The sequence below is a fragment of the Amphritea sp. GJ51-11 genome, from assembly GCF_055808735.1.
In genome coordinates this window covers 3,506,033-3,518,356 of the sequence record NZ_CM147881.1, presented here as the reverse complement: position 1 = coordinate 3,518,356, position 12,324 = coordinate 3,506,033, and the positions used below count along the sequence as shown (strand labels likewise).

The window sequence follows — 12,324 nt, the reverse complement described above, 5'->3', positions numbered from 1 at the left end:
TTTGTCTGATCAGGATGATATCTGGTATCCAGACAAACTCTCTAGAGCAATCCAAAGTATAAAGTCAAAGAATTTTGATGCCTATTCAAGTAATGTTGTCGCTTTCTGGGCTGACGGTCGACGTCGATTAATTGATAAAGCACAACCTCAGCGAAAACTTGATTACTTTTTTGAAGCCGCTGGGCCTGGCTGTACTTACGTTATGAATCAAAAGCTTGCAGCTGATTTTCAAGATTTCTTACGTAAAACCCCTGCGACTAACAATGTGATTTTACATGATTGGCTGCTGTATGCTTTTGCTCGATCTCAAGGATATTCGTGGCTCATCGATTCTGTGCCTTGTCTGGATTACAGGCAGCATGAAAATAATCAGGTGGGCGTCAATACAACATTTTCCTCTTTATTTAAGCGCGCTAAATATGTTTTTTTTGATGGTGTTACTCAAGTCAATCAATTGATAGATATTTTGCCTTCAAATGCCGAATTTACAAAATATAATCTATTTTCCCGAAGAGATGTTTTCTGTTTGTTGTTGCAAAGTAATGAACTTCGTCGAAAACCTGTTGAACGCTTATATGTTGTTATGGTGTTATTGATAACTCTTATTCTTGGAGTAAGGAAGACATGAAGCTTTTAGTCACCGGTGCTACTGGCTTTCTTGGCTCAAATTTGGTATTTCGTTTATCAGCTTTGGGTTGTGATGTTGTCATTTCTTCACGGGGTAGTACAGCGTTAGTTTCTTTTGGTGGCTCGGTGGTTAATGTCGGTAATATGGGTGCGAATACTGATTGGCAAGCAGCGGTTCAGGATGTTGATGCTGTTATACATACCGCGGCTATTGCGCATGTGATCAACGAGAATGATGCTAATTCGATTGAGCATTACAGTGATGTGAATGCCAAGGGTACACTTAACTTGGCTCGTCAAGCGGCATCCGCCGGTGTTAAACGATTTATTTTTATCAGTACCGTAAAGGTGCTAGGTGAGTCTACTGCTGTCGATAAGCCTTTTAAGGCCAATGATCAGTTTAACCCTATAGGGCCCTATGCTAGGTCAAAATGGCTTGCTGAATTAGGTTTGATGCAGTTAGGGGCAGACACTAATATGGAGGTGGTCATCATTCGTCCACCCTTAGTGTATGGCCCCGGTGTTAAGGCTAATTTTTTGAGGATGATCCAGTTAGTTGAAAAAGGCATTCCCTTGCCTCTAGGTGCTATCCACAATAAACGTTCATTCGTGGCGCTTGATAATTTGGTTGATCTGATTGTGACTTGCATCGATCATCCTGCGGCGGCTAATGAGGTTTTTTTAGCTGGTGACGGTGAAGATCTGTCGACATCTGAGCTTTTGCGAGGAATAGCTGTCGCCATGGGTAAGCCTAGTCGGCTTTTTCCTGTGCCAGAGAGTTGGTTGCGTTTTGCTGCTAGGCTATTAGGAAAAAAAGACATTGCGGATCGCTTGTTAGATTCTTTGCAGGTAGATATCAGTAAAACCCGTGATATGCTTGGATGGAGTCCTCCAATTTCAGTGGAAGAGGGGCTTCGGCGGTGTTTTGATACGGGGCGTGATAAGTGATTCGTTTTTTTGATATTGTTTTTGCGTTGATAGGGTTAACTTTTGGACTTCCATTACTGTTGGGGTTAATGTTGGTTGGTTTCTTTGATACAGGCTCACCAATTTTTTGCCAGCAGCGTGTCGGGCGCTATAAACAGCCTTTTACTCTTTTCAAGTTTAGGACTATGCAAACGAATACAGCCTCAGTTGCAACGCATCTTGCGGACAGAGCCTCTATTACCCGCTTTGGTCATTTTTTACGACGTACCAAACTTGATGAATTACCTCAACTGTGGAATGTGCTGGTCGGAGATATGAGTTTGGTAGGGCCTAGGCCCGGATTGTTTAATCAGGATGTGTTAACAGAAGCACGGGATAAGTTGGGTATCTATAATGTTCGGCCCGGTGTAACTGGGCTTGCTCAAGTTAATGAAATTGATATGTCGACCCCTGAGCGCTTGGCTGAATGGGATGCTCGTATGATTAAGACGTTATCATTGAAGGATTATTTTCGTTATCTCTTGCTGACGTTGTTAGGGCAAGGCTCGGGTGATCGCGTCCGATGATTTCACAATTTAGGGATTAATTGTGTTGCAACTATTACTCAATTCTACGCGAAAGCAAAAAAAGCCGTTTTTGTTTTATTTGATTTATTAGTTTTACCTATTTGCTGCTGGTTCAGTTATGCGCTGCGTTATGGCGACTGGACCGCTGTTAATTTCGTGCACTGGCCTGCGTACCTTCTAGCGCCAGTTATTGCGATTCCCATTTTCATTAAGATGGGTATGTATCGGGCCATCATTCGTTACATTGGTTATCGTGCCCAGTGGACGGTTATTAAGGCTGTGTCGTTATCGGTGCTGGTTTGGGCTGTTGGCGTTTATATGATGGCGCTGGAATATAATACCCCTCGATCGGTTATTTTAATCTTCTGTTTGGTCGCAGTATTAGTGATTGGCGGTAGTCGAATGTTTGCCCGCTGGGTTATTCTTCACCAATTTCCGGGTGGCGATAGTAAAGCGCAGCAACATGCCGATCGTGTGCTGATTTATGGCGCTGGTTCTGCGGGTAGGCAGCTGGCGACAGCCTTGGGTGAGTCGGGTGAGTTTTCAGCGATCGCTTTTATTGATGATGATCCAACCCTTAACGGCATGGATATTAATGATTTAAGGGTTTATGGTCCGACCGATATTGCTGGGCTTATTGAGCGCTATGATATTGATTCGGTTTTGTTAGCGATTCCTTCGGTGTCCCGTTTTCGCCGGAAAGCGATTGTTGATTCGTTAAGTGTTTTTCAACTGAGGGTGCTAACCCTGCCGGCTTTGTCTGATATTGCCGGTGGCAAAGTGAGCATGAGTGATGTTCGTGAGGTTGATATAGCCGATCTCCTAGGACGTGAAGAAGTGCAACCCGATAAGGCGTTACTTGATGCCTGTATTCTAGGCCGGAGTGTTATGGTAACAGGGGCTGGCGGGTCTATTGGTTCAGAACTTTGTCGTCAGATTATTAATCAGCGACCCTCTACTTTAATTCTCTATGAGCAATCAGAGTTTGCGCTTTATTGTATCGAGCAAGAGTTACAGAAGTTTTTGTCTAATCTGGATGGCGAGAAATCGATTAAACTGGTACCGGTGTTAGGTTCGGTGCTTGACTTGGCTTACCTCAAACGGGTGATTCGCCAATATGCTGTTAACACTATTTATCATGCCGCCGCTTATAAGCATGTGCCGTTAGTCGAGGCTAACGTGGTGGCCGGTGTACGTAACAATCTGATAGGTACCTGGAACGCTGCAGAGTCGGCGATTGCTTGTGGTGTTGATAACTTTGTGTTGATTTCTACCGATAAAGCGGTGCGGCCAACGAATGTGATGGGGGCCAGTAAGCGTTTTGCTGAGCTGGTCTTACAGGCGTTGAGCAAACGAGAGCAAGGTTGTGGCTTGCGTTTTGCTATGGTGCGATTCGGTAATGTCTTAGGGTCTTCAGGCTCGGTGATTCCGCTGTTTCGCCAGCAGATTAGTGAGGGTGGGCCGGTAACGGTGACTCACCCGGAGATTACCCGTTATTTTATGACGATACCTGAAGCCTCCTCTTTGGTGATACAGGCGGGCTCAATGGGCGCTTCCGGTGATGTGTTTGTCTTAGATATGGGTAAGCCAGTCAAGATAAAAAATCTTGCTAAGCAGATGATTAATCTGGCGGGTTTATCTGTGAAAGATATGCACAATCCGGATGGTGATATTGAAATTATTTATACTGGGCTGCGTGACGGCGAGAAACTCTATGAAGAGTTATTAATCGGGGATGATGTGCAAGCAACCGAGCATCCCATGATTATGCGGGCGGAAGAAGCGATGCTTGAATGGTCCGAGCTTAAGCCAATACTCGTCAACATGATGGACTCTCTAGATCATTACGATTACTTCAAAGTCCGTCAGCTTCTGCTGGAAGCTGTCAGTGGTTATGATCCGCAACACGCAATAGTCGACCCTATGCATTCCTCTATAGCATCAGATAGTTCGGTCTTAAACTCATAGAATGCTGTTAAGCCTAATCCGCCATTTATATGTTGCAGTACTTAAATACCGGGTTTGCAGTTTGTTGTTATCCGATGAAAAGTTTAACTTTATATGACTAAAGCCTTTGTTTACTGGGGTAGAAATCGCGACAACGCTTCGCTCGCTACAGGTTATTGTGCGTGCAGTATGAGTTAGGCTTTTTAATTTAATAATAGGAATAAGGCGGCTTTACAGAACTTGTACCTGCGACCGATACATCTCTATTAGAGAGTTGAGTCGAGCTTTTTCTATTGAATATTTATGGGAGGTGGTGGGCCTTGCAGGGCTTGAGCCTGCGACCGATACATCTCTATTAGAGAGTTGAGTCGAGCTCTTTCCATTGAGTATTCGTAGAAGGTGGTGGGCCTTGCAGGACTTGAACCTGCGACCGATACATCTCTATTAGCGAGTTGAGTCGAGCTCTTTCCATTGAGTATTCGTAGAAGGTGGTGGGCCTTGCAGGGCTTGAGCCTGCGACCGATACATCTCTATTAGCGAGTTGAGTCGAGCTCTTTCTATTGAATATTTATGGGAGATGGTGGGCCTTGCAGGACTTGAACCTGCGACCGATACATCTCTATTAGCGAGTTGAGTCGAGCTTTTTCTGTTGAATATTTGTAAGCGATCAATAAACCCCATCTAATAACTTTGCGACTTACCCGCTAACCTGCACCCTCACAGTAAGCAGAGGGCAACGCCATGACGACCGAACAAAAACGCACTTTTTGGCAAAATCATATCGACTGTTGGCAAGGAAGTGGACAATCACAGACAGCCTATTGCAAGCAACACGGACTGAAACTCGCTAACTTCGGCTATTGGCGTACCCGCTTGAGTAAAACCCAGCGCAGCCATAAATTCATACCGGTCGATCTGGAGCCAAATGTACAGGCCAGAGTATCATTGCCTAATGGCATCCGCCTGGAAGTGCCCGTTCATACTCTGGCCGATGTATTACCGTTACTGAGTCGAGCCGCTCTGGAGGACTACTGATGCTTCGCCCCGCAGACAGTATGCAGGTCTACCTGTATGCCGAACCGGTCGACATGCGTAAGTCTATTGATGGTCTGTCCGTGCTGGTTGAGCAGGAAATGATGCTGTCTCCCAGCAGGGATGCGCTGTTTGTGTTCTGCAATCGTGGTCGCGACAAAATTAAACTGCTGTGCTGGGAGCGTAATGGTTTTATCGTCTGGTACAAGCGGTTGGAGAAGCAGCGTTTCCGCTGGCCCAAGTCTGAAGACACACTCAGCCTCACCGGTCAGGAGCTAAACTGGCTATTAGATGGCTTCGATATTTTTAACAATCGCCCTCATCAGCCCCTGTATTTTGACTCGGTAAGCTGAGCATTCAATGTTAAAATCCGCGCTATGAGCGCGGTAAATACACAATTTCCAAACGACCTTGAGGCGTTAAAAAAGATCATTGAGCAGCAGGCGAATCGCATCGCCGCGCTTGAAGAGTCTCTGCGGCTGCAAAAACTGAAGAAGTTTGGTGCCAGTAGCGAAAAGTCTCCCGACCAGCACGACATGTTCAACGAAGCCGAGCTGTCGGTCGTGGTTGAGGCGTACCTTGCTGAAGATGAGGTGGAGCCAGCGCACACCGAATCCAAAACACCAAAAGCCAAGCCCGGCCGTAAACCGCTGCCAGCGGAACTGCCTCGCGTGCGTATTGAGCATGATCTGTCCGAGCCTGAAAAGCAGTGTCCCTGCGGTCATGAACGCACCGAGATCGGCGAAACGACCAGTGAACAACTAGACATCATTCCGGCGCAGATCCGGGTACTAGTCAACGTGCGCAAAAAATACGCTTGTCCAGCCTGTGAAGACGGCGTCAAAACCGCGCCGCTGCCGCCACAGCCCATCCCCAAAAGTAACGCCAGCCCCGGATTATTGGCTCATATTGCGACCGGCAAATACCAAGATGCATTGCCATTGTATCGCCAGGAAGCGGTACTGAATCGTTCCGGTATTGAGATTCCTCGCAACACTCTGGCCAGTTGGATGATCAAGGCAGGTGAACTGATCCAGCCATTGCTTAATTTATTAGAAGATAAGATGCTGGCCTATCCGGTACTGCACTGCGACGAAACCAGTGTTCAGGTTTTAAAAGAACCTGATAAAGAGGCCTCCAGTAAATCCTACATGTGGGTGCGGGTCGGCGGGCCACCCACGCAACCGGTACGACTCTTTCATTATGCGGACAGCCGTAAAGGTGAGGTCGCCTGTCAGTTACTGGCGGGATATGAAGGTTACCTGCAAACCGACGATTACGCCGGCTACAACGCCGTGGGCTCGGACGGGGTTATCACGCAGCTGGGGTGCTGGGCGCACGTGCGTCGCAAATTTATCGATGTACAGAAAGCGACTGCCAGCAAAAATAAAAAAGTGGGCAAAGCCCATATGGCCGTCAGCTTGATTAGCAAACTGTACGCCATCGAGAAAAAGATCAAAGCCGAAAGTACAGAAATAAGGTATCAAACCCGGCAACAGGAGGCAGTACCGCAGCTTCAGAAGATCCGAGCCTGGCTGGATAATACCTTGTACAGCACGTTACCCAAGGGGGTACTCGGCAAAGCGCTGGCATATCTAGATAAAAACTGGGATAAGCTCACCGTTTACACGAAAGACGGTCGCCTGGCCATTGATAATAATCCGGCAGAAAATGCGATCCGTCCCTTCGTGGTCGGCCGTAAAAACTGGCTCTTCAGCGCCACGGTTCTGGGTGCTAAGTCCAGCGCCAACCTCTACAGCCTGATCGAAACGGCGAAAGCCAATCAACTGGAGCCTTACCAATACCTACGCCATATCTTTGGGCAACTGCCTAAAGCGAAAAGCATCGATCAAATCGAGGCACTGCTACCCTGGAATGTCACATTGCAAGACGTTGTTAACTGACCGCTTACGAATATTTATGGGAGGTGGTGGGCCTTGTAGGGCTTGAACCTGCGACCGATACATCTCTACTAGAGAGTTGAGTCGAGCTCTTTCCATTGAGTATTCGTAGAAGGTGGTGGGCCTTGCAGGACTTGAACCTGCGACCGATACATCTCTATTAGAGAGTTGAGTCGAGCTTTTTCTATTGGATATTTATGGGAGGTGGTGGGCCTTGCAGGGCTTGAACCTGCGACCGATACATCTCTATTAGAGAGTTGAGTCGAGCTCTTTCCATTGAGTATTCGTAGAAGGTGGTGGGCCTTGCAGGGCTTGAACCTGCGACCGATACATCTCTATTAGAGAGTTGAGTCGAGCTTTTTCTATTGAATATTTATGGGAGGTGGTGGGCCTTGCAGGACTTGAACCTGCGACCGATACATCTCTACTAGAGAGTTGAGTCGAGCTCTTTCCATTGAGTATTCGTAGAAGGTGGTGGGCCTTGCAGGACTTGAACCTGCGACCGATACATCTCTATTAGAGAGTTGAGTCGAGCTTTTTCTATTGAATATTTATGGGAGGTGGTGGGCCTTGCAGGACTTGAACCTGCGACCGATACATCTCTACTAGAGATGTTGAGTCGAGCTCTTTCCATTGAGTATTCGTAGAAGGTGGTGGGCCTTGCAGGACTTGAACCTGCGACCGATACATCTCTATTAGAGAGTTGAGTCGAGCTCTTTCCATTGAGTATTCGTAGAAGGTGGTGGGCCTTGCAGGACTTGAACCTGCGACCGATACATCTCTATTAGAGAGTTGAGTCGAGCTCTTTCCATTGAGTATTCGTAGAAGGTGGTGGGCCTTGCAGGACTTGAACCTGCGACCGATACATCTCTATTAGAGAGTTGAGTCGAGCTCTTTCCATTGAGTATTCGTAGAAGGTGGTGGGCCTTGCAGGACTTGAACCTGCGACCGATACATCTCTATTAGAGAGTTGAGTCGAGCTTTTTCTGTTGAATATTTATGGGAGGTGGTGGGCCTTGCAGGACTTGAACCTGCGACCGATCGATTATGAGTCAAAAATAAACATATAATTCGGTGTCACATAGTATAACGCTATGTAACTAAGTTATTGATATATAAGGTTTTGTATGTACTTTGAGATCATTCTCAGTAATATGAAATCTTCATGTGATGTAACCCTAGTGTGACCCCGGAGAATGTGTGACTAGACAATTCAACTTCACTAAGCAGGCTATAGAAAGCTTGCCACTTCCTGAAAGCCGTATCGAATATCGTGACGATAAGATACCGGAGCTGCGTCTTCGTGTTACTCCAAAGGGTATCAAAAGCTTTTCTGTATTCAAGCGTATCTCTGGCGGCCATCCAGTTCGTGTGACTTTGGGAAAATATCCAGTATTAACTCCAGTGAAAGCAAGATCTTTAGCGCTTCAGCACTTAGCCGACCTATGTGGCGGTGTGAACCCTAATGAAAAAAGGCGCGTAGACGCTTTAGCCGAGATTACTTTACTTGAGGTTTTTGAGGCTTATAAAAAAGCCAGAAGTCTTAAGAAAACAACGTTGACGGGGTATCAAGGTGTTGTAAGAAATCACTTGGCTCGTCAGCTGAATAGGCCCCTAAAAACTATAGATCGCAAAACTGTTGCTGATATTCACTCGAAAATAGGATCTAAAGCACAAGCAGATCTCACCATGAGAGTTTTGCGAGCTTTGTTCAATTTCGCAAAGTATGAATACTGCTATCAGGATGGCAGTTCAATCTTCTCTGAAAATCCAGTTGAAATCCTTTCCCATCGTAAGCAATGGAACAACGTCAGGCGTAGACAAACACATCTACGTCCAGGTGAATTGCCACTTTTCTACCGCGCTCTACAGTCTGTGAAAGCTACCGAGACACCAACAGGGAAGTCAATATGTGACGCGATGCTGTTTGCTCTCTTTACAGGTTTAAGGCGGGGTGAGGTTTTCAATCTCCAATGGAGAAATGTAGATGAGAGAGCAAAAATTTTTACTGTAATGGACACTAAAAATGGTTTGCCTTTAGAGCTCCCAATTACAGATACGATCCAAGATATTTTCTCACGACAATCTAAGGCTTTTGGATCTATGTATGTATTCGCTGCCGAGAATTCTTATGGGCAGATCAGGGAACCAAAAAAAGTTGTAGCTAAGGTCAAGCTGCTTTCATCTACTAGCTGTGACTTCCATGATTTGCGTAGAACATTCGCAACCTCTGCAGAACACCTGGATATTGGAAGCTATAAGCTCAAAAGGCTAATGAATCATGCAACTGGTAGGGATGATGTTACAGCCGGATATGTGATTCTGACAGCCGAAACGTTGAGGCATTCAGCAGAGAAAATTCAGCAATATTTTATGGAGCGAATTTTACCGGAATAGCTCCTCCCTTCTCGAAGTAACTCAAGAAATCATAAGGATGGTGTATATGGATAACGTTGTATCGCTCCCTTTCGTAGAGAGAGAGTCTAAAGAGCTTCAATCATTGCTCTTTAAAAATTTCGATAATCTGGCGCGTCAGGCTGGATTTCAATCATCACAACTGGTTGGACAGCAGCCTATTAGAACCCCTGAGTTGTTCGATTCGTTGAAGCGGATCAAAGCTTTAGTAGATTCAATAGAAAACAAAACTGCTCTGATTTGCAGATATTCAGAGGGTGGTATTTTAGAAAGAGGGAGGACAGATTAATGATTAACTCTGTTCAAAAGAGGATTTTTTTACTGATCCTTTGTCTCTTATCTTTCTGGACCTATGCCGGAGGTGGCGGTTTAACTGGCGGTGCGACTGAGATAACTCAGATCGCAAATAACGCTGAGTTGGGGGCAATGCTTAGCCAGGAAACTAGGCAAGTTTCTCACCAGTTAACGCAGATTCATAACCAAATCCAGCAGTATCAGCAGCTTGTGAACCAGTACAACAACATGGTTCAGAACACGCTTAACCTGCCTAACCATATCTGGGGTAATGCAACCCAGCATTTGCAGCAGCTAGCGAGCATTGTGCAGACCGGCGAAGCTTTGGCCTACTCCGGAACCAACCTAGATTCTCAGTTCCAGGCTAAGTTTCGGTCGTATGACGATCACCTGGTCCGAGACTACAACCGTGCTAACTTCAAATCTGAATATCGTGACTGGTCTGAAACCAACCGGGATTCGATCCGCTCGGCTCTACGTGCCGCTGGCTTGCAGTCTGAACAGTTCGTAGATGAAAACAGCACTCTCCAGCAGATTGAATTGTTATCTCAGTCTTCTACTGGACGGCTTCAGGCGATACAGGCCGGTTCTTTGATAGCTGCCCAGCAGGTACGTCAAATTCAGAAACTGAGACAGTTAATCATGTCTCAAATCCAACTCAGTGTAGCGGCTGAAACATCGATCCAGGCTGAAAAGGATCGTGACCAGGCTATCCGTGAAAGCTACTTCACCAACGGTCTGAAAGACCTAGACGTTAATGATGGGCAGGGATTCTAAACATGAACAGGACAGTGATTATATATACCGTTTTGACGGTGGTTTTAGGTGGAGCCGGCTACGGCATTACACAGATCAATTTGAATAGCGAAATTACGGTTATTGAGCAGGAAAAGTACGATGCACAATGCTTTGCTGACAAGGAGTGCGAGAGCCGTAAAAAATACTTCACCAACGGTCTAAACGACTTAGACGTTAACGACGGGAAGGGGTTTTAGCATGCGAAATTTTCTATCGATACCAGTGCTGGTCATCTTCGTTTTTGCAATCCTACCTAGTGAAGCCATAGCCGCGATTAACTCTGAAAACATCCTAGATGGCGTACTTACCTCGTTCCGATTTGAAGCGGCGAGCTGGGAAGCTCTAATCACTGATTACGCCACACGTCTATTCTGGATTCTGGCCGTGATCGAACTGACCTGGGTGGGTATTACTTTGGGGCTTGGTCGCAATGAGCTGGATAATGCTCTGGGGACAATCGTTCGTACGATCTTGGTCATTGGCTTCTTCTGGGTGTTGGTTGTAAACGGTTTCGATTGGGCTGGAGATATTATCGCCAGCTTGCGTCAGATTGGACAGGATGCAGCTACCGTATCAGGCGCACAGACGCAGCTATATCCATCTGCAATTATTGAGCTGGGCTTGATCATCACAGGTCGTATATTCTCTGAGATCGGTGTTACTTCGCCGACTTCTTGGATATTACTGATTCCAGCTCTAATTATCATGATTTGTTTCTGTTTGATTGCTGCCGAGATGGTATTGATTCTAGTTGAAAGCTATTTGGTAACAATCGGGGGTATTATTTTCTTGGGCTTTGGGGCTTCTCGTTTTACCAATAATTTTACCGTGAACTACTTCAAGTACGCTCTTAGTGTTGGCGTTAAGCTAATGTTGCTCCAGTTTTTAATCGCTGTTGCATGGGGAACATTGTTCCAGTGGCAAGTAGACGTTGAATTGACAGAGGACCAGATCCTCACACTTGCGGCCGCATCGATAGTTATTGCTATCCTTGTTAACCGTTTACCTGGTATTGCTGCTGCAATGATCAATGGTTCCGCCTTTGGCGGCGGTTTAACTCCCACTGGTGCAGCATCTGCATTCATAGGCGCTGCGACCGGTGCGGCGTCAGGCGCAGCGGCTGGGACTAAAATAGCTACTGGTGGCGGTTTGGCTGTAGCGGAAGCTGCTAAACTAGCCTCGGCTCAGGGCGCTACAGGGATGGGCACTGTCGCCCAGGCTGCTAAGAACCTAGCTTCACATACTGGTTCCGATATTGCCGGAAAGCTCGCTGGGAACTTGCAAAACCAGCATGGGGTTATGGGTGCGCGAGTGGCAGACAGCATGAAATCAGAGCGCCTATCTAGTATTAACTCAATTTCTGAAGGGGAGAGAGGATCACCTGCAGGTAGCTCTGAATACATATCTCCTGCTAGCAAATAATATTGAGGTCCTTTTAGCTTGGATCCATTAGGTTAAGTGTCAGATGCTCTTTATGATGACCTAAGACGACGAAGGAATCTTCTTTGTCGTCTTAGATTTGCTAAGAATGTTTAATTGATTAGACCTCAATCTGGATGTTAATCATATTTTCAACTTCGGTGTATATGTTGATGTCTTGATCAGGCGTTTCTATGCTAACAATAAGACTAAATTTAACATTGTTCTGCCAACGGTCTTCTGCTGTCCGATACTTCCACCAACCACCGACAGGGAAGATGGCAACAGTGTGCATATCAATCAAATCACTTGCACTCCCAGTCCAAGTATCTGAATGAATAGAACCGCGGGTTCTTAGTTGGTTACCTAGGAACCATCCTTCGTTATCACCTTCGGGA

At 46.2% G+C, this 12,324-nt stretch carries 12 protein-coding genes; all 12 read left to right on the top strand.

The features are described 5' to 3' along the window. The first annotated feature begins 1 nt into the window (after window position 1). The 12 genes from AC0L4K_RS15790 to trbL all read left to right on the top strand — a co-directional run bounded on the left by AC0L4K_RS15790 (window position 2) and on the right by trbL (window position 11,929). Window positions 2-628, top strand: coding sequence for a glycosyltransferase family protein (locus AC0L4K_RS15790; RefSeq protein WP_473267117.1), 627 nt, complete (start codon window positions 2-4; stop codon window positions 626-628). Then, a complete protein-coding gene (locus AC0L4K_RS15785) occupies window positions 625-1,575 on the top strand; it encodes a UDP-glucose 4-epimerase family protein (protein WP_473267116.1) in 951 nt (316 codons plus the stop codon). The genes AC0L4K_RS15790 and AC0L4K_RS15785 overlap by 4 nt, the downstream gene beginning before the upstream one ends. Further along, window positions 1,572-2,120, top strand: coding sequence for a sugar transferase (locus AC0L4K_RS15780; protein WP_417223855.1), 549 nt, complete (start codon window positions 1,572-1,574; stop codon window positions 2,118-2,120). The genes AC0L4K_RS15785 and AC0L4K_RS15780 overlap by 4 nt, the downstream gene beginning before the upstream one ends. A 219-nt stretch (window positions 2,121-2,339) precedes the next feature. After that, window positions 2,340-4,088 carry a polysaccharide biosynthesis protein gene (locus AC0L4K_RS15775; RefSeq protein WP_473267114.1) on the top strand — a complete coding sequence of 583 codons (1,749 nt, stop codon included), beginning with the start codon at window positions 2,340-2,342 and terminating at the stop codon, window positions 4,086-4,088. Window positions 4,089-4,808: 720 nt separating this feature from the next. After that, window positions 4,809-5,102 carry an IS66 family insertion sequence element accessory protein TnpA gene (gene tnpA / locus AC0L4K_RS15770; RefSeq protein ID WP_473267104.1) on the top strand — a complete coding sequence of 98 codons (294 nt, stop codon included), beginning with the start codon at window positions 4,809-4,811 and terminating at the stop codon, window positions 5,100-5,102. Further along, on the top strand, window positions 5,102-5,452 hold the full coding sequence (tnpB, locus tag AC0L4K_RS15765; protein ID WP_473267105.1) for an IS66 family insertion sequence element accessory protein TnpB: 351 nt from the start codon (window positions 5,102-5,104) through the stop codon (window positions 5,450-5,452). Before tnpA ends, tnpB begins: the two co-directional genes overlap by 1 nt. A 24-nt stretch (window positions 5,453-5,476) precedes the next feature. Next, window positions 5,477-7,003: an IS66 family transposase gene (gene tnpC / locus AC0L4K_RS15760; RefSeq protein WP_473267106.1), complete on the top strand. Its 1,527-nt coding sequence runs from the start codon at window positions 5,477-5,479 to the stop codon at window positions 7,001-7,003. A gap of 1,197 nt (window positions 7,004-8,200) precedes the next feature. After that, a complete protein-coding gene (locus AC0L4K_RS15755; RefSeq protein WP_473267113.1) occupies window positions 8,201-9,397 on the top strand; it encodes a tyrosine-type recombinase/integrase in 1,197 nt (398 codons plus the stop codon). Between the two features lie 46 nt (window positions 9,398-9,443). Then, complete coding sequence (locus AC0L4K_RS15750) at window positions 9,444-9,704, top strand: hypothetical protein (protein WP_473267111.1); 261 nt, start codon at window positions 9,444-9,446, stop codon at window positions 9,702-9,704. After that, complete coding sequence (gene trbJ, locus AC0L4K_RS15745; protein WP_473267110.1) at window positions 9,704-10,486, top strand: P-type conjugative transfer protein TrbJ; 783 nt, start codon at window positions 9,704-9,706, stop codon at window positions 10,484-10,486. The genes AC0L4K_RS15750 and trbJ overlap by 1 nt, the downstream gene beginning before the upstream one ends. Window positions 10,487-10,488: 2 nt before the next feature. Continuing rightward, entirely contained in the window at window positions 10,489-10,704 is a 216-nt protein-coding gene (locus AC0L4K_RS15740; protein ID WP_473267109.1) for a hypothetical protein, read from the top strand. A 1-nt stretch (window position 10,705) separates the two neighbouring features. Next, window positions 10,706-11,929, top strand: coding sequence for a P-type conjugative transfer protein TrbL (gene trbL / locus AC0L4K_RS15735; RefSeq protein ID WP_473267107.1), 1,224 nt, complete (start codon window positions 10,706-10,708; stop codon window positions 11,927-11,929). The last annotated feature ends 395 nt before the right edge of the window (window positions 11,930-12,324 follow it).

What these genes read in the sequence shown, in the direction of transcription:
- AC0L4K_RS15785 (WP_473267116.1), top strand. Translation starts at nt 625, where the DNA reads ATGAAGCTTTTAGTCACCGGTGCTACTGGCTTTCTTGGCTCAAATTTG.
- AC0L4K_RS15775 (WP_473267114.1), top strand. Translation starts at nt 2,340, where the DNA reads ATGTATCGGGCCATCATTCGTTACATTGGTTATCGTGCCCAGTGGACG.
- tnpA (WP_473267104.1), top strand. Translation starts at nt 4,809, where the DNA reads ATGACGACCGAACAAAAACGCACTTTTTGGCAAAATCATATCGACTGT.
- tnpB (WP_473267105.1), top strand. Translation starts at nt 5,102, where the DNA reads ATGCTTCGCCCCGCAGACAGTATGCAGGTCTACCTGTATGCCGAACCG.
- tnpC (WP_473267106.1), top strand. Translation starts at nt 5,477, where the DNA reads ATGAGCGCGGTAAATACACAATTTCCAAACGACCTTGAGGCGTTAAAA.
- AC0L4K_RS15750 (WP_473267111.1), top strand. Translation starts at nt 9,444, where the DNA reads ATGGATAACGTTGTATCGCTCCCTTTCGTAGAGAGAGAGTCTAAAGAG.
- trbJ (WP_473267110.1), top strand. Translation starts at nt 9,704, where the DNA reads ATGATTAACTCTGTTCAAAAGAGGATTTTTTTACTGATCCTTTGTCTC.
- AC0L4K_RS15740 (WP_473267109.1), top strand. Translation starts at nt 10,489, where the DNA reads ATGAACAGGACAGTGATTATATATACCGTTTTGACGGTGGTTTTAGGT.
- trbL (WP_473267107.1), top strand. Translation starts at nt 10,706, where the DNA reads ATGCGAAATTTTCTATCGATACCAGTGCTGGTCATCTTCGTTTTTGCA.